Annotated in this window: 22 protein-coding genes; 8 read left to right on the plus strand and 14 right to left on the minus strand. The window is 60.3% G+C overall.

The genetic code is table 11. From position 1 onward, the window contains the following. Positions 1 to 6: 6 nt before the first annotated feature. From ACI5GA_RS07495 to ACI5GA_RS07525, 7 genes are all read right to left on the minus strand, one after another. Positions 7 to 1,431, minus strand: a complete 1,425-nt coding sequence (locus ACI5GA_RS07495; RefSeq protein ID WP_421422412.1) for an amino acid permease — start codon at positions 1,429 to 1,431, stop codon at positions 7 to 9. Between the two features lie 373 nt (positions 1,432 to 1,804). Next, complete coding sequence (gene rluB / locus ACI5GA_RS07500) at positions 1,805 to 2,953, minus strand: 23S rRNA pseudouridine(2605) synthase RluB (RefSeq protein WP_421422413.1); 1,149 nt, start codon at positions 2,951 to 2,953, stop codon at positions 1,805 to 1,807. Positions 2,954 to 3,136: 183 nt separating this feature from the next. Then, the gene (locus ACI5GA_RS07505) at positions 3,137 to 3,325 is read right to left on the minus strand and encodes a DUF1289 domain-containing protein (RefSeq protein WP_404631410.1); all 189 of its coding nucleotides are present in this window, start codon (positions 3,323 to 3,325) and stop codon (positions 3,137 to 3,139) included. A 238-nt stretch (positions 3,326 to 3,563) separates the two neighbouring features. Then, positions 3,564 to 4,355, minus strand: coding sequence for an SMC-Scp complex subunit ScpB (gene scpB, locus ACI5GA_RS07510; RefSeq protein WP_421422414.1), 792 nt, complete (start codon positions 4,353 to 4,355; stop codon positions 3,564 to 3,566). Between the two features lie 11 nt (positions 4,356 to 4,366). After that, positions 4,367 to 5,065, minus strand: a complete 699-nt coding sequence (locus ACI5GA_RS07515; RefSeq protein WP_404631737.1) for a segregation and condensation protein A — start codon at positions 5,063 to 5,065, stop codon at positions 4,367 to 4,369. A gap of 116 nt (positions 5,066 to 5,181) precedes the next feature. Continuing rightward, the gene (locus ACI5GA_RS07520) at positions 5,182 to 5,814 is read right to left on the minus strand and encodes an L-threonylcarbamoyladenylate synthase (RefSeq protein ID WP_404631414.1); all 633 of its coding nucleotides are present in this window, start codon (positions 5,812 to 5,814) and stop codon (positions 5,182 to 5,184) included. A 13-nt stretch (positions 5,815 to 5,827) separates the two neighbouring features. Continuing rightward, a complete protein-coding gene (locus ACI5GA_RS07525) occupies positions 5,828 to 6,688 on the minus strand; it encodes a PHP domain-containing protein (RefSeq protein ID WP_421422415.1) in 861 nt (286 codons plus the stop codon). Between the two features lie 65 nt (positions 6,689 to 6,753). On the opposite strand from ACI5GA_RS07525, the gene ACI5GA_RS07530 reads away from it, so the two are divergent. The 6 genes from ACI5GA_RS07530 (at position 6,754) to ACI5GA_RS07555 (ending at position 11,101) form a co-directional block, all read left to right on the plus strand. Then, positions 6,754 to 7,362: a septation protein A gene (locus ACI5GA_RS07530; RefSeq protein ID WP_404631418.1), complete on the plus strand. Its 609-nt coding sequence runs from the start codon at positions 6,754 to 6,756 to the stop codon at positions 7,360 to 7,362. 1 nt (position 7,363) lies between these two features. Beyond that, positions 7,364 to 7,663 carry a YciI family protein gene (locus ACI5GA_RS07535; protein ID WP_421422416.1) on the plus strand — a complete coding sequence of 100 codons (300 nt, stop codon included), beginning with the start codon at positions 7,364 to 7,366 and terminating at the stop codon, positions 7,661 to 7,663. A gap of 241 nt (positions 7,664 to 7,904) precedes the next feature. Beyond that, a complete protein-coding gene (locus tag ACI5GA_RS07540; protein ID WP_404631422.1) occupies positions 7,905 to 8,324 on the plus strand; it encodes a translation initiation factor 2 in 420 nt (139 codons plus the stop codon). A 7-nt stretch (positions 8,325 to 8,331) separates the two neighbouring features. Beyond that, positions 8,332 to 9,009, plus strand: a complete 678-nt coding sequence (locus ACI5GA_RS07545; RefSeq protein WP_421422417.1) for a response regulator transcription factor — start codon at positions 8,332 to 8,334, stop codon at positions 9,007 to 9,009. 231 nt (positions 9,010 to 9,240) lie between these two features. After that, positions 9,241 to 9,678: a Spy/CpxP family protein refolding chaperone gene (locus tag ACI5GA_RS07550; RefSeq protein WP_421422418.1), complete on the plus strand. Its 438-nt coding sequence runs from the start codon at positions 9,241 to 9,243 to the stop codon at positions 9,676 to 9,678. 91 nt (positions 9,679 to 9,769) lie between these two features. After that, complete coding sequence (locus ACI5GA_RS07555; RefSeq protein ID WP_421422419.1) at positions 9,770 to 11,101, plus strand: sensor histidine kinase; 1,332 nt, start codon at positions 9,770 to 9,772, stop codon at positions 11,099 to 11,101. Between the two features lie 149 nt (positions 11,102 to 11,250). Here ACI5GA_RS07555 and ACI5GA_RS07560 read toward each other — a convergent pair whose 3' ends face one another. Beyond that, entirely contained in the window at positions 11,251 to 11,808 is a 558-nt protein-coding gene (locus tag ACI5GA_RS07560; RefSeq protein WP_421422420.1) for a nitroreductase family protein, read from the minus strand. Positions 11,809 to 11,982: 174 nt separating this feature from the next. Here ACI5GA_RS07560 and ACI5GA_RS07565 point away from each other — a divergent pair, with 174 nt between their 5' ends. Beyond that, positions 11,983 to 13,437 (plus strand): TrkH family potassium uptake protein, encoded by a 1,455-nt coding sequence (locus ACI5GA_RS07565; protein ID WP_404631432.1) that lies wholly within the window; start codon positions 11,983 to 11,985, stop codon positions 13,435 to 13,437. A gap of 121 nt (positions 13,438 to 13,558) precedes the next feature. Here ACI5GA_RS07565 and ACI5GA_RS07570 read toward each other — a convergent pair whose 3' ends face one another. Then, positions 13,559 to 14,566, minus strand: a complete 1,008-nt coding sequence (locus tag ACI5GA_RS07570) for an AraC family transcriptional regulator (RefSeq protein ID WP_404631434.1) — start codon at positions 14,564 to 14,566, stop codon at positions 13,559 to 13,561. Between the two features lie 137 nt (positions 14,567 to 14,703). On the opposite strand from ACI5GA_RS07570, the gene ACI5GA_RS07575 reads away from it, so the two are divergent. Next, positions 14,704 to 15,015, plus strand: coding sequence for an Mpo1-like protein (locus ACI5GA_RS07575; protein ID WP_404631436.1), 312 nt, complete (start codon positions 14,704 to 14,706; stop codon positions 15,013 to 15,015). Positions 15,016 to 15,071: 56 nt separating this feature from the next. On the opposite strand, the gene ACI5GA_RS07580 is transcribed toward ACI5GA_RS07575, so the two are convergent. The 5 genes from ACI5GA_RS07580 to ACI5GA_RS07600 form a co-directional block, all read right to left on the minus strand. Next, the gene (locus ACI5GA_RS07580) at positions 15,072 to 15,884 is read right to left on the minus strand and encodes a UDP-2,3-diacylglucosamine diphosphatase (protein ID WP_404631438.1); all 813 of its coding nucleotides are present in this window, start codon (positions 15,882 to 15,884) and stop codon (positions 15,072 to 15,074) included. A 122-nt stretch (positions 15,885 to 16,006) separates the two neighbouring features. Then, complete coding sequence (locus ACI5GA_RS07585) at positions 16,007 to 16,906, minus strand: bestrophin family protein (RefSeq protein WP_404631440.1); 900 nt, start codon at positions 16,904 to 16,906, stop codon at positions 16,007 to 16,009. Between the two features lie 112 nt (positions 16,907 to 17,018). Then, the gene (locus tag ACI5GA_RS07590) at positions 17,019 to 17,315 is read right to left on the minus strand and encodes a SelT/SelW/SelH family protein (protein WP_421422421.1); all 297 of its coding nucleotides are present in this window, start codon (positions 17,313 to 17,315) and stop codon (positions 17,019 to 17,021) included. 5 nt (positions 17,316 to 17,320) lie between these two features. Then, positions 17,321 to 19,615 (minus strand): FimV/HubP family polar landmark protein, encoded by a 2,295-nt coding sequence (locus ACI5GA_RS07595; protein ID WP_421422422.1) that lies wholly within the window; start codon positions 19,613 to 19,615, stop codon positions 17,321 to 17,323. A gap of 124 nt (positions 19,616 to 19,739) precedes the next feature. Continuing rightward, positions 19,740 to 20,174 carry a MarR family transcriptional regulator gene (locus tag ACI5GA_RS07600; RefSeq protein ID WP_404631446.1) on the minus strand — a complete coding sequence of 145 codons (435 nt, stop codon included), beginning with the start codon at positions 20,172 to 20,174 and terminating at the stop codon, positions 19,740 to 19,742. Between the last annotated feature and the right edge of the window lie 112 nt (positions 20,175 to 20,286).

A 20,286-nucleotide genomic window follows, 5' to 3' on the forward strand; every position in this document is an offset into this window, starting at 1 on the left:
TCGCCTTTACTTGATGATCGAATTGCGCTGCGCCATCGACTCGCCATCAGCGTGGCGCTTGTTCTTCATTACGTAGAACAGCCACATCGCTACCAACCAGACCGGGATCGCATAGACCGAAATCCGGATCCCCGGAATCATCAGCATGATCCCCAGAATCAGCACCACGAACGCCAGGCACAGGAAGTTGCCGAACGGATACCACAGCGCTTTGAACGACGGCTGCTGATCCTTGCGCACCAGATACTGACGGAATTTGAGGTGCGAGTAGCTGATCATCGCCCAGTTGATCACCAGGGTCGCGACCACCAGCGACATCAGCAGCTCCAGCGCGTTTTTCGGGATCAGGTAGTTGACCAGCACTGCGATCAGGGTCACTGCCGCCGACACCAGAATCGCCCGCACCGGCACGCCACGGCCATCGACCCGCGCCAGCGACCGCGGCGCATCGCCCTGCTCGGCCATGCCGAACAGCATCCGCGCGTTGCAGTACGTGCCGCTGTTGTACACCGACAGTGCCGCGGTCAGGACCACGAAGTTGAGAATGTGTGCGGCCGTGGTGCTGCCCAGCATCGAAAACACATGCACGAACGGGCTGCCGCTGTAGGCATCGCCCGAGGCATTCAGATCACCCAACAATGCGTCCCACGGGGTCAACGACAACAGCACCACCAACGAACCGATGTAGAAAATCAGGATGCGGTAGATCACCTGATTGATGGCCTTGGGAATCACGGTTTTCGGCTGATCGGCCTCGGCTGCGGTAAAGCCCAGCATTTCCAGCCCGCCGAAGGAAAACATAATGAATGCGAGCGCCATGACCAACCCGCTTACCCCGTTAGGGAAGAAGCCGCCGTGGTCCCACAGGTTGCTGACCGACGCCTGCGGGCCGCCGCTGCCGCTGACCAGCAGGTAGCTGCCCAGGGCGATCATGCCCAGAATCGCCACGACCTTGATGATCGCGAACCAGAACTCGGCCTCGCCAAAGACTTTGACGTTGGCCAGGTTGATGACGTTGATCATCACGAAGAACACCGCAGCCGATGCCCAGGTCGGGATTTCCGGCCACCAGTACTGAACGTATTTACCGACGGCAGTCAACTCGGACATACCGACGAGGATGTACAACACCCAGCAGTTCCAGCCGGACAGAAAGCCTGCGAAACCGCCCCAATATTTGTGTGCAAAATGGCTGAAAGACCCGGCGACTGGCTCTTCGACGATCATTTCGCCCAGTTGGCGCATGATCATGAAGGCGATGAAACCGCACAGGGCATAGCCGAGAATCATCGACGGACCCGCCGATTTGAGCACCCCTGCCGAGCCCAGGAAGAGCCCGGTGCCGATCGCGCCACCGAGGGCAATCAGCTGGATATGGCGGTTTTTCAGACCGCGCTTCAAGTCACCTGAATGGGACATGTGTTCACTCATTGCATAGTCACCTTGTTGTTCTTGTCTGTGACGGAATCGAACCCGACGCGCTCATGACGCGGCGGAATGAAAACGGGGTGGGTAAACCCCGAGTAGGATGGCGTTCATACGCCGATGAATCACAGAAAAAACGCGCGGCATTGTACACCTCAAATACCGAGGTGACAGGCACAGCAGGGCGCAATCCGCTCGCTATCGCAAGACCGACGCTTCTGTGGGGGCCGGCTTGCTGGCGAAAGCGATGTGTCATCCCACATCGATGTGCCTGATACGCCGCTTTCGCCAGCAAGCCGGCTCCCACAATGGGAAATGCGCGTCCCGCCAAAAAAAACGCCAGTCACGGGGACTGGCGTTCTTTCATTTCAAGCCTTTATCACTCAGGCTTGCGGCGACCGGCTGGCGCACCACGACGCTTGCCCGCAGGCGCCTTAGCATCACTCAGTTTGATGCCGGGACGCGTGGCTTTCGGCTTGGCCGGACGTTTGTTCATTTCGCTCGGACGCTCTGCCACCGGGGTCGCACGGCCATTGCCGCCACGCCCTTCTGCCGCAGGACGCGGGGTACGAACCGGGCGCCCCGTTTCAGCAGGTTTGCGTGCCGGGCGCTCACCTTCAACCGCCACAGCGTCTTTGGCCGGGCGCAACTGACGCACGCGCTCGTTCTTGCTCAACGGACGCGAATGCTGACGCTGCAAGCGCTCCAGCCGGTCCTTGGTCTTGGCGTTCATCTGCGGCATGGCCACAGGCTTCAGGCCTACTTCAGCGCTGAGGATGTCGACTTCCTGCTGGCTCATTTCGCGCCAGCGGCCCATTGGCAGATCGGAGTTGAGGAACACCGGACCAAAACGCACGCGTTTCAGACGACTGACCACCAGACCCTGGGATTCCCACAGACGACGCACTTCACGGTTACGGCCTTCCATCACCACGCAGTGGTACCAGTGGTTGAAGCCTTCGCCGCCCGGCGCTTGCTGGATGTCGGTGAAACGGGCCGGGCCGTCTTCCAGAATCACACCGTTCTTCAGGCGCAGCAGCATGTCATCGTCGACTTCACCGCGCACACGCACGGCGTACTCGCGGTCCATTTCGAACGATGGGTGCATCAAGCGGTTGGCCAGCTCACCGTCGGTGGTGAACATCAGCAGACCGGTGGTGTTGATGTCCAGACGACCGATATTGATCCAGCGGCCCTCTTTCGGGCGCGGCAGGCGGTCGAACACGGTCGGACGGCCTTCCGGATCGTCACGGGTGCAGATTTCACCGTCTGGTTTGTTGTACATGATGACGCGGCGGACCGTTTCGGCCGCCTCTTCGCGCTTGATCACGCGACCGTCGACGGTAATGGCGTCGTGCAGGTCGACGCGTTGGCCGAGAGTGGCTTCTACGCCGTTGACCTTGATCCGACCTTCACCGATCCAGGCTTCCACGTCACGGCGCGAACCCACGCCAATGCGCGCCAGCACTTTTTGCAACTTTTCGCCGGCTGGACGGATCTCGGTGTCTTGCTTGTCTTGTTCACTCATCTGGGCACCTCCCGGTGTGTCGAATCAGGGCGTGCGCGAGTGGGCACGCCCTGTTGCCCTGCTCTGAGGGTCAGAGCGTCGGGCTGAAACTGGAATCTCTGGCGAGTGTGGATCGCCAAAAGGTCGCGAATCATACGCTCATGGCGCGCGTTGCGCATCAGAGACTAGATGAAAACCGATGGCTCATTTCTTTTTCCGCCGACCGGAGCCTTTCATCTGCTTCAAGCGGGCCGCCGATTCGGCCAGGACCGAACGCTTCTCGTCCTTGTCCATCTTCTTCCAGGACTTGATCTCACGCTTGCTGCGCCCGCAGCCGAGGCAGATATCGTCGTCGAATTTGCAGAGGCTGATGCAGGGGTCTTTGGTGCTCATTGATGTCCCTGAATTGCACGAACGTGAGGGGATTCTATGGTGTTCGGTCAATCGCATTCGCCACCATAGGCGGCTCCCACAATAACCTCGCCGAATCCAAACCTCCTGTTCAACGCCGAACATGAGGGAGCCGGCTTGCTGGCGAAGGCGGTGTATCAATCACAGCCAGATCGCCTGATATGCCGCTTTCGCCAGCAAGCCGGCTCCCACAATGGATGGCGGTGAACCTGAAGGTCCTTCAGCGCGGATCTTCGTCGTCCTCAGGCAAATCTTCCAATTCAGACGCTGTATCGGGCTCATTGAGCAATAAATCGTCGAAGTCGATCTTCAACCCCTGCTCCATGGTGTCCAGCTCGGCCAGCAGGCTGCGGAAGCTGGTTTCGTCTCTCGGCGCTTCCGGCTCGGCCTCGCCCTCCTCCCCCAAGGCGGCGTCGGCCAGGGCCTGAAGGTGCGCGGGCACGGGCGCGTCGTCGAACTCCAACACCGGCTCCGCTTCCATTTCGCGCAGGTCAGCCAGCGGCGGCAATTCTTCCAGACTTTTCAAGTTGAAATGGTCGAGAAACGCCTTGGTCGTGGCGAACATCGCCGGTTTGCCTGGCACGTCGCGATAACCGACGATCCTGATCCATTCGCGCTCCATCAGCGTCTTGACGATGTTGCTGTTCACCGCCACGCCTCGGACGTCCTCGATCTCGCCCCGAGTGATCGGCTGCCGATAGGCAATCAGCGCCATGGTTTCCAGCAAGGCCCGGGAATAGCGCTGCGGACGCTCTTCCCACAGACGCCCCACCCACGGCGCGAATTTTTCGCGAATCTGCAGGCGATACCCAGTGGCCACTTCCTTTAACTCAAATGCGCGGTTGTCGCAGGATTTGCTCAGCAGCGTCAGGGCCTTCTTGAACACGGCCGGTTCCGGGCGCTCGCCCTCTTCGAACAACTCGTACAGCCGTTCGAGGGATTGCGGCTTACCGGAGGCCAGCAGAAAGGCTTCGAGCAGCGGCGCAAGCTCGCGGGGTTCATTCAGATTCATCGTTCAGTTCTTTACTCGGCTCGCGCCCTTACATGAATGACAGCGAACGGCTCGTTCTGCACCAGCTCGACCAGTTGCTCCTTGACCAGCTCCAGCACCGCCATGAACGTCACCACTACGCCTAACCGGCCCTCTTCGGCGGTGAAAAGCTCGGCGAACGGCACAAACCCGGCGCCCTTCAAGCGCTCAAGCACATCGCTCATGCGCTCGCGGGTGGACAACGCCTCGCGGCTGACCTGGTGACTTTCGAACATGTCACCCCGGCGCAGCACTTCGGCCATGGACGTCAGCAGTTCTTCCAGCGCCACGTCCGGCAACAGCTTGCGCGCGCGGGCTTGCGGGGCATCGAGTTTCGGCACGATGACTTCACGCCCCACACGAGGCAATTCGTCGATCCCTTCGGCGGCGGCCTTGAAACGCTCGTACTCTTGCAAGCGGCGAATCAGTTCGGCGCGAGGGTCGTCCTCTTCCTCTTCGGCGGTTTCCGAGCGCGGCAGCAGCATTCGCGACTTGATCTCGGCCAGCATCGCGGCCATGACCAGATACTCCGCCGCCAGCTCCAGACGCACGGTTTTCATCAATTCGACGTAACCCATGTACTGGCGAGTGATTTCCGCCACCGGGATGTCGAGAATGTCGATATTCTGTTTGCGAATCAGGTACAGCAGCAGGTCGAGCGGGCCTTCGAAGGCTTCGAGAAACACCTCCAGCGCGTCCGGCGGAATGTACAGGTCGACCGGCATCTGGGTGACGGCCTGCCCATAGACCAGCGCAAACGGCAGTTCCTGCTGAGCGTCCGCCTGCGGGTCGACTGCTTCGACTTCGGTCACTCGACCTCAACCCCGAACGGCGTCGGATCGCCACAACCGACGCGCACCACCTGCGGCTCGCCTTCGGACAGGTTGACCACGGTGGACGCCGACACACCGCCGTGTCCAGCGTCGATGATCAGATCCACCTGATGTTCAAGCATCTCACGCATTTCCTGCGGATCACTCATGGGCAGGGTTTCGCCCGGCAGGATCAGGCTCACGCTCATCAGTGGCTCGCCCAGTTCCTGCAACAACGCCTGCGCCACGGGATGACGTGGCACGCGCAGGCCGATCGTGCGACGTTTCGGGTGCAGCACCAGACGCGGTACTTCCCGGGTGGCGTTGAGAATGAAGGTGTATGGCCCCGGCGTGTGAGCCTTCAGCTCCCGGAACGCGGCGGTGTCGACCTTGGCAAACAACCCCAGTTGCGACAGGTCGCAGCACATCAGGGTGAAATTATGTTTGTCGTCCAGTTGACGCAGGCGGCGGATGCGCTCGACGGCACCTTTATCGCCCATCTGACACCCCAGCGCGTAGGAGGAGTCGGTGGGGTACACCACCAGACCGCCGCGCTTGATGATGTCCACCGCCTGTTTTATCAGGCGCGCCTGCGGGTTTTCCGGGTGGACCTGGAAAAATTGACTCACGGTATCTTCCTGTTCAGACGGCAGTAGGCTGGTCATGTTTGAATCGGCGCCACAACGGCGGCAGATCCTCCGGTAAGGGGCGGTAGACACCAATCTCGGACCAGGCGCCAGGGGCATGGAAATCGCTGCCCGCCGTTGCCAGCAGACCGAACTCCCGGGCCAGAATGGCCATGCTGCCCACCTGATCGGCGGGCTGCAGACCGTTGACCACTTCGATCGCCTGGCCGCCTGCCTGAAGGAAATCGGCGACCAGCTTGCGACGTTTACTGCGAGTGAAATCATAATGCCACGGGTGAGCCAGGCTGACCCAGGCATTGGCAGCGCGCAAGGTCGCCACCGTGTCCTCAAGGGTCGGCCAGTGTTGCTTGACGTCGCCCAGCTTGCCCGCGCCCAGCCATTTGCGAAATGCCTCGGCACGATCTTTCACGAAACCCTCATTGACCAGGAAGTCGGCGAAATGCGGTCTGGCCGGTGCGTTTCCGCTGTCTCCGAGGGACTGTTGGATCGCCCGGGCGCCTTCCAGCGCGCCAGGCATACCTTTCATCGCCAATTTGCGGGCAATTTCTTCGGCGCGCAGCCAGCGACCGCTGTGCAATTGCTCAATGGCATCGAGCAACGGCCGGGCATCGACATCAAAACCGTAACCCAGAATATGGATGGTGGCACCACCCCAGGTGCAGGACAGTTCGATGCCGTTGATCAGTTGCATGTCCAGCGCACGGGCCGCCACGCGGGCTTCTTCAAGGCCTTCGATGGTGTCATGGTCGGTCAGCGCGAGCACCCGGACGCCGTTCTCATGGGCACGGGCGACCAATGCCGTGGGCGCAAGCGCGCCGTCGGAGGCGGTACTGTGACAGTGCAGATCGACATTCATAGGGGCGCTTTCGCAGTCATCGATGTTTGTTATTATGCCGTCACATCCAGCTTCTGGCTCTCACTGTGAAACAATTCATCGATTTCATCCCGCTCATCCTGTTTTTCATCGTCTACAAAATCAGCCCTCAAGCCGTCGATATCCTGGGCCACAGTGTCACGGTCGGCGGAATTTTCAGCGCCACCGCCATGCTGATCGCCAGTTCCATCGTGGTGTACGGCATCCTTTATGTGCGTCAGGGCAAGCTGGAAAAAAGCCAGTGGTTGACCCTGATCGCGTGTCTGGTCTTCGGCAGCCTGACCCTGGCCTTCCACAGCGAAACCTTCCTCAAGTGGAAAGCTCCGGTGGTCAACTGGCTGTTCGCACTGATCTTCGCCGGTAGCCACTTCATCGGTGATCGCCTGCTGATTCAACGCATCATGGGCCACGCGCTGACGCTGCCTCAGGCCATCTGGGTGAAACTGAACATCGCCTGGATCGTGTTCTTTCTGTTTTGCGGTGCGGCCAATCTCTACGTGGCCTTCACTTACCAAGACTTCTGGGTCGACTTCAAAGTCTTCGGCAGCCTGGGCATGACCCTGATTTTCCTGATCGGCCAAGGGATTTTCCTGGCCCGTCACATGCACGATGCCGACGCATCGGCCGAGCCTTCCACCAAAAAAACCGAGGACTGACATGCTTTACGCAATCGTAGCAACGGACGTCGCCAACTCGCTGGAAAAACGCCTTGAGGCGCGCCCTGCCCATCTGGAGCGCCTGACCGCCCTGAAAAGCGAAGGCCGCATCGTGCTCGCAGGCCCGCTACCCGCCATCGACAGCAATGATCCAGGCCCTGCTGGCTTTACCGGCAGCCTGATCGTCGCCGAGTTCGAATCTCTGAACGCGGCCCAAGCCTGGGCTGACGCCGATCCATACATCAAGGCGGGTGTCTACGATCACGTGGTGGTCAAGCCGTTCAAGCAAGTGTTGCCGTAATCCCCTGTCAATCCCGTAGACCACAGGTGCTGATCAAGCACCGATTGTGGGAGCCGGCTTGCTGGCGAATGAGGCTCGTCAGTCAACTCATCGGTAACTGACCCACCGCCTTCGCCAGCAAGCCGGCTCCCACTATAGCGATGTTCAACCTAACCACTGTTACGCCCTCCCTTCCTGACTGCTCATTATTCGCATCGGCTTGCCGATAGCCTGCCAATGCCAAGAAAAGTCAGGAGTTCAGATGCGTCCACGTCCGTGGTGTGTGCTGGCGGCCGCACTGGCCGTTTCGATGATCAGTTTCGGTGTGCAGGCCGAAGAAACCGGCGATGCCATCAGCCATGCATTGCCCCTGCCTAGCGCAGCGAGCCAGTTGAGCGATCTGCGACAAAAGCTGGCCGACAGCGAAAAGCAGCGTGAAGAATTGACCCGGCAACTGCAGAATGCCGACACTGAACGCGAAAGTATTCAGGTGGGACGCCTGCGCCAAGAGAACCAAAGGCTTAAACTGCAGCTCAAAGAAGCGCAGTCGGTATTGCCTGCGCGCATGCTGACCGAGCAACAACAATGGTTCGTCACAGGGGGCGGCGTTGCAATGGTGGCCCTGCTGTGCGGTATCTTTGCCAGCGGCTGGCGTAGACGGCGTCGGCAATGGCTAAATTGAGTGAGTCATGAGCGAGCTGTTACTTATTGATGATGACCAGGAGCTGTGTGAGCTCCTGAGCAGTTGGTTGAGTCAGGAAGGCTTTGTGGTCCGGGCGTGCCATGACGGCCAAAGTGCCCGAAAGGCCCTCGCCGAAACCGCCCCGGCGGCGGTGGTGCTGGACGTGATGCTGCCCGATGGCAGCGGCCTGGAGCTGCTCAAACAATTGCGCACCGACCACCCTGATCTGCCGGTGCTGATGCTTTCAGCCCGTGGCGAGCCACTGGACCGTATTCTCGGTCTGGAATTGGGCGCTGACGATTACCTGGCCAAGCCCTGCGATCCCCGCGAGCTGACTGCTCGTCTGCGCGCGGTGCTGCGCCGCAGCCACCCGACGGCAGTGTCTACCCAGATCGAGCTGGGTGACCTGTGTTTCAGCCCGGCACGTGGCGTGGTCACCATCGACGATCAGGAGTTCACCCTCACCGTCTCCGAGGCCCGTTTGCTCGAAGCCTTGCTCAGCCAGCCCGGTGAACCGCTTGAGAAGCAGGAACTGGCGCAACTGGCGCTGGGCCGCAAGCTGACCCTCTACGACCGCAGCCTGGACATGCACGTCAGCAACCTGCGCAAGAAGATCGGCCCACATGCCGATGGCAGGCCGCGGATCGTGGCGTTGCGTAGCCGGGGCTATTACTACGCGGTTTGATATCCCGAGCAATGACCTGTATCAGTCCGGCTTGCCGGCGGTGGCGGCTTTGAAATCGCTGCCGCCGGCAAGCCGGGCGGCTACAAAGATCATCGAAACGCTCCGCGTCTGTAAGCCCCCTTACAAATCCTCTTTACCCAAGCTTTACCCACGCCTGACCTCGCTTGACCTTGATCTCCCTAAACTGGCCACAACCGGCACAGAGCCGGATCCGAGACAAGGAGATTCACCATGCGTAAGACTCTGATGGCTTTGATGTTCGCTGCAGCCCTGCCCACCGTTGCGATGGCACAGCCCGCTGAAGGCGGTCACATGGGTGGCCCAGGTTTTGATGGCCCGGGCATGCAGCATCACCGCAAAGGTCCGTTCGACAAACTGAACCTGACCCCGGAGCAACGCCAACAGATCGGCAAGCTGATGGGCGATCAGTGGCACAGCCGCTCCGAGATCACTCAGAAGTACCTGGCCAAACTGTCGCCAGCCGACCAGAAGGCAATGAAGGATGAGTTTGCGGCCAAGCAAGCCAAAACCCAGGCTGACATCCGTGCGATGCTGACCCCGGAACAGCAGAAGACGTTTGACCAGATGCAGAAAGACCGCGAGCAACGTCGCGCTGATCGTGCCGAGTTCGAAGCCTGGAAAGCGCAAAAAGCGCAAAAAACCCAGTAACCGGCTGCTGGCGCGGCATTACACTCCCCAACCCGACACGCTCTCCCCGGCGTGTCGGGCTTTGTAGTTCATGGGCAGGAGAGAATTTCACGTGCGTTCATTGTTCTGGCGAATCCTGGCGAGCTTCTGGCTCGCAATCGCGTTGGTGGCAGGCCTGTCGATCCTGTTGGGGCACATGCTCAATCAGGACGCCTGGATCCTCAGCCGCCATCCCGGGCTGCACAACCTGCCGCAGAAGTGGACGCAGCTTTACGAAGATCAGGGTGAAGGCCCGGCGCAGGATTACCTGCAAAACCTCAAGCGCAAGTACCACATCGATGTGCAGGTGCTGAACGACAGCGGCGAGGCGGTGATTCCCGGCACCTTTCCACTTCGTGCCGCCGCCTTCGAAGCGCGCCAGCAGAAAGACGATGAACGCCCATTGCCTTGGCGCCGTCTGACCACCGAATACACCAGCCTCAAGACCAACGAAACCTACCTGCTGATCTACCGCATTCCGCACCCGGAACTGGATGCCTGGCACCGTCAGAGCCTGATGTGGCCGCTCAGTGCGCTGGGAATTGCCCTCGTCGTACTGACATTGTTCAGCTTGCTGGTGACCCTGTCGATCACCCGCCCGCTCAGCCGCCTGCGCGGCGCCGTGCACGATCTGGGGCAAACCACGTATCAACAGAACAGCCTGGCGCAACTGGCGAACCGTCGTGACGAATTCGGCGTATTGGCCAACGACTTCAACCGCATGGGTGCACGCCTGCAAAGCCTGATCGTGAGCCAGCGTCAACTGCTGCGCGACGTTTCCCACGAACTGCGCTCGCCGTTGGCGCGTCTGCGTATCGCCCTGGCACTGGCCGAGCGCGCGGAACCCGCCGAACGCGAAAAGCTCTGGCCGCGATTGACCCGTGAATGCGATCGCCTCGAAGAACTGATCGGGGAAATTCTCGCGCTGGCCCGGCTGGACGCCGACATGGGCAATGCCGCCCCTATCGACCTGCCGGGCATGCTTCATCACCTCAAAGCCGAAACCGAGATGAGCAGCACCGAGCAAAGCATCGTGGTCGACGCGCAGCCTGACGCGCATCTTCAAGGCTGGCCAAACGTGCTGGAGCGGGCTGTGGATAACTTGTTGCGCAATGCCCTGCGCTTTAATCCGACTGGGCACCCCATCGAACTGAGCGCCCGTAACGTCGACGAAGGGCTGCGCATCAGCGTGCGTGACCACGGACCGGGCGTCAGCGCAGAACACCTCGCACAGCTGGGTGAGCCGTTTTATCGCGCGCCAAACCAGACCGCGCCGGGATATGGCCTGGGACTGGCCATTGCCAAACGCGCCGCCGAGAAACACGGCGGGCACCTGGTGTTCGAAAATCACCCGCAGGGCGGATTCGTGGCCAGTATCGTTGTGCCCCGGGAAGTCTTGCCGTAGGCGCTGTTCCCTTGTGGGGGATTCTATGTTGGCGGGTCAACACCATCCGCCACCAAGGCAGCTCCCACAAATATCAGGACGAATCCAAATCCAGTATTCAACGCTGGAATTGTGGGAGCCGGCTCCCAAAAATTTGTGCAAGACGTCTCCTACTGCCACGCGCTCACAAATTCCGACACATCCGGCTTGGCCGCCTCACGCGGCGGGTTCAGAGGTGTGCCCAGATAAAGAAACGCCACGACCTCTTCATCCGCCGCCAGTCCCAGCCCCTTCGCGACATGGGGCGAATACGACAACTCCCCCGTACGCCACACCGCGCCCACGCCCATCGCGTAAGCCGCCAGCAACACACCATGGGCCGCACAGCCCGCAGTAATGAACTGTTCCTTCTTCGGCACCTTGTAGTGATCGGTCAGCTTGGCGATGACCACCACCACCAACGGCGCACGCAACGGCCCGAAACGGGCCTTTTCCAGCGCCTTCTCATCCGCTGCGCCGCCACTCTCGACCAGCGCCTGGGCCAGTAAGTCCCCCATGTGATTGCGCGCATCGCCCTCTACAGTGAGAAAGCGATAAGGCCGCAGACCGCCATGGTCAGGGGCTCGTAACGCTGCGCCGAAGAGGATTTCACGCTGTGCCGCATCCGGGGCCGGCTCGATCAGCCGCGGGACGGACACGCGATTGAGCAGTACATCAAGCGCTTCCATTGAATCGTCTCCTGAAATTTGATGGGGCATTGTAGTGCCGCCAACGCCTTCTTGAACTTCAATAACGTATGACAGTAGCAATTACTTACATGACTCTCGGAAAGGGCCTCGGTTTACACCGTTCGACCCACGGGTAGAATGTGCGGCTTTCCATCACCTGATCAGAGCGATTGCATGGCGTTGCCGACCCTCCGCATCATCGGTTTCATCATCGGCATCTTCCTCATTACCCTGGCCATCGCCATGGTCGTGCCCATGGCCACTCTGGTGATCTTCGATCGTACGAGCGACATGCCGTCGTTTCTCTGGTCGAGCATGATCACCTTCATCGCAGGTCTTGCGCTGGTCGGCCAGGGGCGCCCGGAACATGTGCACCTGCGCCCTCGCGACATGTACCTGCTGACCGTCAGCAGTTGGGTGGTGGTGTGCATTTTCTCGGCCCTGCCCTTTCTGCTGACTCAGCACATCAGCTACACCGACTCGTTCTTCGAAAGCATGTCCGGGATCACCGCCACCGGCTCCACGGTGCTCAGCGGGCTGGACACCATGTCGCCGGGCATTCTGATCTGGCGCTCGTTGTTGCACTGGCTCGGCGGCATCGGCTTCATCGGCATGGCGGTCGCGATTCTGCCGCTGTTGCGCATCGGCGGCATGCGCCTGTTCCAAACCGAATCTTCCGATCGCTCCGAAAAAGTCATGCCGCGTTCGCACATGGTCGCCAAGTACATCGTGCTGGTGTACGTCGGCATCACCATCCTCGGCAGCCTGGCGTTCTGGTGGGCAGGCATGAGCCTGTTCGATGCGATCAACCATGCGATGTCGGCCATTTCCACAGGCGGCTTTTCGACGTCCGATCAATCCCTCGCCAAATGGCCACAACCGGCGGTGCACTGGGTCGCCATCGTCATCATGATTCTCGGCAGCCTGCCGTTCACGCTGTATGTCGCGACCTTGCGCGGGCATCGCAAGGCGCTGATCAAGGACGAGCAGGTGCAGGGTTTCATCGGGCTATTGCTGGTGACATGGCTGGTGATGACGGTGTGGTATTGGGCGACCACCGACCTGCCGTGGTGGGACGCGCTGCGACACGTAGCGTTGAACGTCACCTCAGTGGTCACCACCACCGGCTTTGCATTGGGCGACTACAGCCTGTGGGGCAACTTCGCGTTGATGTTTTTCTTTTACATCGGCTTCATCGGCGGTTGTTCAGGCTCGACCGCAGGCGGCGTGAAAGTGTTCCGTTTTCAGGTGGCCTACATTCTGCTCAAGGCCAACCTCAACCAGTTGATCCATCCCCGCGCCGTGATCAAACAGCGGTACAACGGCCATCGGCTGGACGACGAGATCGTGCGGTCGATCCTGACGTTTTCGTTCTTCTTCACCATCACCATCTGCCTGATCGCGCTACTGCTGTCGCTGCTGGGGCTGGACTGGATGACCGCCCTGACGGGTGCGGCAAGTACGGTATCGGGCGTTGGGCCAGGATTAGGCGAAACCATCGGCCCGGCGGGCAACTTCTCGACCTTGCCGGACGCGGCGAAGTGGATTCTGTCGGTGGGCATGCTGTTGGGGCGGCTGGAAATCATCACCATCCTGGTGCTGTGCATCCCAGCATTCTGGCGGCATTGATCAGGGAACGCACCAGATCAGTTGTGGGAGCCGGCTTGCTGGCGAAAGCGTCAAATCAACCACATCTTTGCTGATTGATACGCCCCTTTCGCCAGCAAGTCGGCTCCCACAGATTTCAGCGCTACGTCATGCCCTTGCGCAAGCGATACTCTCCCGGCGTCTCATCGAACCAGCGACGAAATGCCCGGAAGAAGTTACTCGGGTCGGCAAAGCCCAGCAGATAGGCAATTTCCAACAAGGTCATCTGCGGCTGGGCCAGGTACTGTTCGGCCAGCTCACGGCGGGTGTCGTCCAGCAGGGTCTGGAAGCTGGTGCCTTCCTCCTGCAACCGACGCTGCAACGTGCGCTGTGACAGGTGCAAACTCTGCGCGACGGCTTCACGCTTGGGTTCACCCTGTGGCAGCAAACGGCACAACACCTGCCGCGCCTGATGGGTCACGCGATTGCTGGCAAAACGCGCCAGAAACTCCCCCGCAAAACGATCATGCAGTTTGGCCATGGCCTCATCGGCGGTCGGGAGCGGCGCTTCCATGTCGACACGCTCAAACACCAGGGCGTCATAGGGAGCGTTGAACGTCAACGGGGCGTGAAAGAACTTCTTGTAAGGTTCGACGTTTTTCGGCATATCGCCCTGAATCAGCACCTGGCGCGGGTGCAGCGGTCGGCCCGTCAGCCAGCCGCAAAAGGCTAGAGCAAACGCGAGGGAGGCTTCGGCGCTTTGCCGAGTCGGGGGAAGCAGGTCGCCATGCACCGTCAGAATCAGTGCATAACCTTCCGGTAACAGACGAAAGCTCAAATCCGCACTGTCGGCGATGATGCGCTGATAACGTACCAGCCGCTCGAAACCTTCTTTGAGGGTGCGACTGGACATCAAGGCATAGCCCGCAACGCTGAACGACGCCGGGCGAACCACTCGCGCCATGTTCAGCCCCACCGCCGGGTTGCCGGAAAGCTCCACCGCACGTTGCCAGAGCCGGGTCATGGCGTCCTGCGGAAAACGGGCGTCAGGGTTCTCCAGATCGGCGTAAACCAGGCCCAACTCCTTGAACAGTGCGCGACAGTCCAGGCCATCCATTTCAAGGGACTTGACGATCCCCATCGCCCAGCTCGAAGAAGTCGTTTTTTCCATGGCCGCGTCTTCAGGTTGCAGATCAGGCGCCCCCTGCGACTGATAGCCGAAGGATACTACGTTGGCACCCATTGTCACTGGCCGCGACAAGCACTTCGCTAAACTGAAGACCTGACCAACAATAAGAGAGGCACGCAGTGGAAAACCTCAAAACCTTCGAGCGCTTCGCAGATTTCTACCCGTATTACCTGCAAGAACACCGAGACAGCACCTGCCGTCGCCTGCATTTCATCGGCACCACGCTGGTGATCCTGATCGCGGCGAGCGCTCTGTTCAGCGGTCATTGGTTGTTGCTGTGGGTCTTGCCACTGGCCGGATACAGCTTTGCCTGGGTAGGCCATTTCTTTTTCGAGAAGAACCGGCCCGCCACCTTCAAGCATCCGTTCTACAGTCTGCTGGGGGATTTTGTGATGTACAAAGACATGCTGACGGGTCGGGTCGCGTTCTGATACCCCACCATCAGCATGGCTTATGCTTCCCCCTGTAGCAGTCGTGACCCCATCGGTCAAACGGTCTCCGCCGCCTGCATTTGCACGCTCTTGGCCTTCACGTGCGCATCGGCCAGGCGGAACAGCTCGATGGTGCCGTCCCAATGCTCGATCAACGCGGTGCAGGATTCGACCCAGTCACCGCAGTTGAGGTACTCCACCTCACCCACCTGGCGGATCTCCGCGTGGTGAATGTGCCCGCACACCACGCCGTCCAGTCCGCGCTTCACGCATTCATGGGCAATGGCCTCTTCGAAATCACTGATGAAGTTCACAGCGGTTTTGACCTTGTGCTTCAAGTACGCCGATAGCGACCAGTAACCCTTGCCGTACTTGGCTCGCCAGTGGTTGAGCCACCGGTTGAGAGTCAGGGTGAATTCGTAGGCCGAGTCGCCGAGAAAGGCCAGCCAGCGGTGATAACGGGTGATGACGTCGAACTGATCGCCGTGGATCACCAACAGGCGACGGCCATCGGCGGTGACGTGTTCGGCTTCGTCCACCAACTGGATATTGCCCAGGATCAGCTTCGAATAGCGACGCAGGAATTCGTCGTGGTTGCCCGTGACGTAGATGACTTCGGTGCCGCGCTTGCTCATGGTCAGCAAACGGCGAATGACGTTGGTGTGCGCCTGTGGCCAGTACATGCCGCCGCGCAGCTTCCAGCCATCGATGATATCGCCGACCAGATAAATCCTGTCGGCATGATACTGCTTGAGGAAGGTCGACAGATGCTCGGCCTGACAGTCCCGGGTCCCCAAGTGAACATCAGAAATCCACAAGGTCCGGACACGTTGTTTACGACTGGGCTTCACGTTCTCGGCAATGCTCATGGACAGCCTCCGCTCGGGTTTCCACAAGGGTGGACCGGGCCGGTGAAGTGCACATGACGGGGTCGTTGAAGTTTGATGACAAGCGCAAATGCGGCAGAAATCACGCCGAACCCTGAGAGAACTTACGTCAACACAAACTCCACCGGCTCCAACTGCGGCGGCAATGGCCTTACGCCCAGCGCATCGAGAACATCACGCTCGATCACCCGCACCAGCGCATCGAGCGGCAAATCGTTTTCGTCGTAACCAAACGGGTCTTCCAGTTCGTTGCCGATCACATCCAGGCCGAAAAACGTGTAGCTGACGATGGCCATGAACAGCGGTGTCATCCAGCCCAGCGGTTCGGCCATGGCGAACGGCAGCAAAATGCAGAACAGGTAAATCGTGCGGTGCAAGAGCAAGGTGTAGGGGAACGGCAAGGGCGTGCTCTTGATCCGCTCACACGCCGCCAGCACCCGACTCAGCGACGTCAGATGGTTAGCCAGCAGTGTGTAACGCCATTCATTGATCTGACCGCTGTCACTGGCCCTGGAACACTGAAGGCCAATGTCACGCAGGATGCCGTCGCAGAGGTTCGCACAGTCGTCAGGCGGCATCCGACTCACCCAAGGTTGGGCGGCCTGGTGCACATCAAGACCGCGCAAGCGGGCATTGAGGGCGTGGGCAAAACCACACAAGTCACGCAGAATCATGCTGCGTCCAGCGTCATCCTTGATGACCTGGGTTTCGCGAATGATCGATCGGGTCGCGGTGATCACCTCGCCCCAGGCTTTGCGCGCTTCGTACCAGCGGTCGTAGCAGGCATTGTTGCGAAAGCTCATGAAGATCGACAACGACAACCCCAGCAACGTGAACGGCGTGGCACTGACTTTGGCAAAGTAATCGGGGTGCAGGCTTTCAATCAGTACGATGGCCGCAGCCAGTACGGTGATCATCAGACTGCGCAGGGCGATGCGACGGGCGATGGAGCCTTTGAGGGCCAACAGAACGTTGAGCAGGTTGGGATGGGGTCGTACGATCATGGGTCAGGGCTCGGTAAAGCGTCGGAAAGCCAGACCAGCATAGTGGGGTTGTGCGAACAGCGTCCAATCACTGTTCGCGACTGGCCCATCGACCGTTTCTATCAGGGCCTGTTCAGCTATCGATGCCTTTGTTCCGGTCGTTATGGCCAAGATCCCGATCCGGGTCGATCTGGTCGCGAACCCGCTGTTTAAGCACCTTGGCTTCCGGAAAACCACCGTCCGCCTTGCGCTCCCAGATCTGCACGTCGTTGCAGGTGATGATGAACACGCCACCCGTGCCAGACACCAGTGACACCTTGCCCAGATCGTCGCCAAAGGTGCTGAGCAGTTCTTGCGCCAGCCATGCCGCACGCAACAACCATTGGCATTGCGTGCAGTAAGTGATGGTGATCTCAGCCTTTTCCGTCATCGAAGTCAGTCCAGTCCGGCCAACAGATCGCGCGCGGTTTGTTGCGGGCCGTCATCAGCTTCGTCGATCACTTCCTGTAACAGCCTGCGGGCCTCCTCTATGTTGCCGTCGTCGATCAGCACCTGGGCTTCGTTGATCTTGCTCAATGGCTCGTCGTCCAGGTCCATCAGGTCGAATTCGGTGTCGTCGGTCATGAAGCTGTCGAGGAATTCGTCGTCCAGCAGGTCGCTGTCGCTCTGAGCCACGGAGTCCGATCGAGGTTCAGGCTCGCGATCGAACTCGGGCTCGAACGCCACCTCGAACGTCGGCTCGGCCTCCTCCTCGGCGAAATCGCTGAGGAATTGCTCGTCCGGCATTTCGAAAACTTCAGGCAACTGAGTGAGGTCCGAAGCGAACGACGGATCGACTTCCGGCTCAGGCGTCGCTTCGGGTTTGCGCGAAGGCGTGCTGTCGAATGGGTCCACCAGATCCCAGTCGGCGTCCAGGGACAGGTCGTCAAGATTGAGCTGAAAATCGTCCACCGGTTCCGAGTTCGGCGACGCCGCCTTTTCGTCCTGCTGCGCGGGTTGATCGTCGCTCGCCGCCGCACCGGCGACCACTGCCGCGGCGGCGCCAGCGAAGACCGCCGGTGTCACCAATGGCGCAGCCTGAGCGGGCGGTGCCGGCACCGGATCGACCTTGAGTTTCGGATAACGCGCGCGAATCTCTGCCAGTTTCTCCGGCTCGATGCCATGGGCCAGCAGTATTTTCTCTTCTTCGTCGAACCCCGCGACATCGCCCTGCTCGCCCAACAGCTCCAGCACACGCATGCGTACGTCGGTGCGCTGCGGTTGGGTCTTCAGCGCGTCACGCAAAATGGCCAACGCCTCGGCAAAACGGCCGTAGGCGATGTAGATGCTTGCGCCATCCAGTGCGTCGGTAGCGGCTCCCGCCAGCCGCTGCCCTGCGGGGGCGGCGGGTGTCGCGGGCGCAGTCGACGCCGGGCGCGGGGTCACTGCCGGGACTTCAAACACAGGCGTGACCGTCCCTTGTGCCGGTTTGATGATCGGCTCGACTGGCTCGGGCTCCGGCACCAACGTGTTCTTCATGCGGTTACGCCGCACCGACCAGGCGAGCGCCAGCAACAGCACGATCAGCAACAGCCCTGCGACAATCATCGTCCACGGCAGGTCATCGTCCGCCACCGGCGCTGCGGGAACAGGGGCTGGTGCGGGTGTCGGGGCTGGCGCGGACGCAGCAGGCTCGGTCTTCTGGACGGGTGTGTTGACCGGTACAGGCGCTGGCGCAGGGGCTGGACGGGAGGCCAGCGCCTTCATCTCGGCCAATTGCGTCTGCAACTCGATGATCTGCTTGTCCTTGCCCGCTTCGTCTTCCGAAATCTGCTGAACCTTCCCTTTAAGGTCATCGACCGTTTTGCTCAACGCCTGGTTTTCCATGGCGGTGGCCGTCAGTGGCTCGGCAGCGTTCGATGGCGCTGGAGCGGGCGCCGGTGCAGGGGTGCCCGCAGCAGGCGCAGCGGCGGCTGACGCAGCGGTCTTGGGTTCTACAGCACCGTCCGGCAACAACAGGCTCTGCCCGACTTTCAACTGGCTGCGTTCACCGTTGGGAAACGCTTGCGGGTTGAGCGCCTGAATGCCACTGATCAGTTCCGCCGACGACACTTTACTGCCCGGTGCCTGAATCTGCCGTGCAATGCCCGCCAGGGTATCGCCGGACACAACGGTGTAGTGCTTGCCCTGTACGGCCTTGGGCGGCGCGACAGGGAAACGGGATTCATCTTTTTTGCTGGCAACCGCAGGCGACTGTGTACGGCTGCGCGTAGCGGCCAGACCTGCAGGAGAATTAGGCGGGTCCAGCAAAACGGTGTACTCACGCAACTGATCGCCGTTCGGGCGCGAGAGGCGCACCAGGAAATCCATGTATGGTTCGGTCACCGGTTTTTGCGACTCAACATGCACCACCGCGCGGTTGCCGCGAATGATGGGGGTGAAGCGCAGATCGTTGAAAAAGAACAGCCGCTCCACGCCAGCCTTGCTGAACGCCTCTGCCGACGCCAGGGTGACCACGATCTCTTCAGGGGTCAGGCCGCCCGCCTCGATCAGCTCGATGTCCGCATTGAACGGCTGCCCCAACGCCGAGTGCAAATTGATCTCGCCCAGTCCCAAGGCCGCCGCCATGGAGCTGTGCAGCATGGACGCCGAGGCGATGGCCGCTGCCAGCAACCCCGTGCGAAGACCTGACTGAACGCGGCACGATCCGTGACTCTCGCGCCGACTCCCGGCCTGAAAACTCTTCAGCATGCGAACCCTTATGAGGCAGGCTTCCCTGCAAATTTCGTGGTGTGGACAACAGCAGTATGGCTGCAAATAGAACAGGATGTTTCGGCAGGTTCAACGTATTTGTAGCTGGCGCGGGGCCATTGCGTCAGGATTTTTCCAGATTGCGCAGAATTGTCGAGTGCACACGCATGCACACACGCAGCTCTTGCTCGTCGATGCCTTCGAACAATTCATGACGCAGGGCGGTGGCGATGGTTTCGATTTTTTCGATGAGGGGCCTGGCGGTGTCGCACAGCAGAATCTTCTTGGCGCGACGATCCTCGACCACGGCCTGACGCCGAACCAGGCCCTGACTTTCCAGACTGTCGAGCAAACGGGCCAGGGTTGGGCCTTCTACGCCGACGCTTTGCGCCAGCTCGCGTTGGGTGGGGGCTTCCTTGAAGCGTGACAGGTGCAACAGCACCAGCCAGCGGGCCTGGGACAAACCCAGATCGGCCAAACGGCGATCAAGCTCGGCACGCCAGCCTCGGGACAGGTTGGCCAACTGCATGCCAAAGCGGTGTTCTTCAGTCAACGGCATAGGTAACTCAATGGTTAAAGATGATTCCTAATCAATAGGCAGCTAACCATGGGGGGCATTACGAGGCAAGGGGTCAAGCGTGGTGTTTCGTCGCACAGGGCGCTGGCAGAAC

Source organism: Pseudomonas sp. Pseu.R1 (assembly GCF_045764065.1).
Taxonomy (GTDB): Bacteria; Pseudomonadota; Gammaproteobacteria; order Pseudomonadales; family Pseudomonadaceae; genus Aquipseudomonas.

Coding starts and splice junctions, on each gene's coding strand:
- ACI5GA_RS07570 (WP_404631434.1), bottom strand. CDS start 14,566: ATGGAAAAAACGACTTCTTCGAGCTGGGCGATGGGGATCGTCAAGTCC.
- ACI5GA_RS07595 (WP_421422422.1), bottom strand. CDS start 19,615: ATGCTGAAGAGTTTTCAGGCCGGGAGTCGGCGCGAGAGTCACGGATCG.
- ACI5GA_RS07505 (WP_404631410.1), bottom strand. CDS start 3,325: ATGAGCACCAAAGACCCCTGCATCAGCCTCTGCAAATTCGACGACGAT.
- ACI5GA_RS07600 (WP_404631446.1), bottom strand. CDS start 20,174: ATGCCGTTGACTGAAGAACACCGCTTTGGCATGCAGTTGGCCAACCTG.
- ACI5GA_RS07550 (WP_421422418.1), top strand. CDS start 9,241: ATGCGTAAGACTCTGATGGCTTTGATGTTCGCTGCAGCCCTGCCCACC.
- rluB (WP_421422413.1), bottom strand. CDS start 2,953: ATGAGTGAACAAGACAAGCAAGACACCGAGATCCGTCCAGCCGGCGAA.
- scpB (WP_421422414.1), bottom strand. CDS start 4,355: ATGAATCTGAATGAACCCCGCGAGCTTGCGCCGCTGCTCGAAGCCTTT.
- ACI5GA_RS07565 (WP_404631432.1), top strand. CDS start 11,983: ATGGCGTTGCCGACCCTCCGCATCATCGGTTTCATCATCGGCATCTTC.
- ACI5GA_RS07590 (WP_421422421.1), bottom strand. CDS start 17,315: ATGACGGAAAAGGCTGAGATCACCATCACTTACTGCACGCAATGCCAA.
- ACI5GA_RS07580 (WP_404631438.1), bottom strand. CDS start 15,884: ATGAGCATTGCCGAGAACGTGAAGCCCAGTCGTAAACAACGTGTCCGG.
- ACI5GA_RS07495 (WP_421422412.1), bottom strand. CDS start 1,431: ATGAGTGAACACATGTCCCATTCAGGTGACTTGAAGCGCGGTCTGAAA.
- ACI5GA_RS07560 (WP_421422420.1), bottom strand. CDS start 11,808: ATGGAAGCGCTTGATGTACTGCTCAATCGCGTGTCCGTCCCGCGGCTG.
- ACI5GA_RS07540 (WP_404631422.1), top strand. CDS start 7,905: ATGCGTCCACGTCCGTGGTGTGTGCTGGCGGCCGCACTGGCCGTTTCG.
- ACI5GA_RS07535 (WP_421422416.1), top strand. CDS start 7,364: ATGCTTTACGCAATCGTAGCAACGGACGTCGCCAACTCGCTGGAAAAA.
- ACI5GA_RS07545 (WP_421422417.1), top strand. CDS start 8,332: ATGAGCGAGCTGTTACTTATTGATGATGACCAGGAGCTGTGTGAGCTC.
- ACI5GA_RS07525 (WP_421422415.1), bottom strand. CDS start 6,688: ATGAATGTCGATCTGCACTGTCACAGTACCGCCTCCGACGGCGCGCTT.
- ACI5GA_RS07585 (WP_404631440.1), bottom strand. CDS start 16,906: ATGATCGTACGACCCCATCCCAACCTGCTCAACGTTCTGTTGGCCCTC.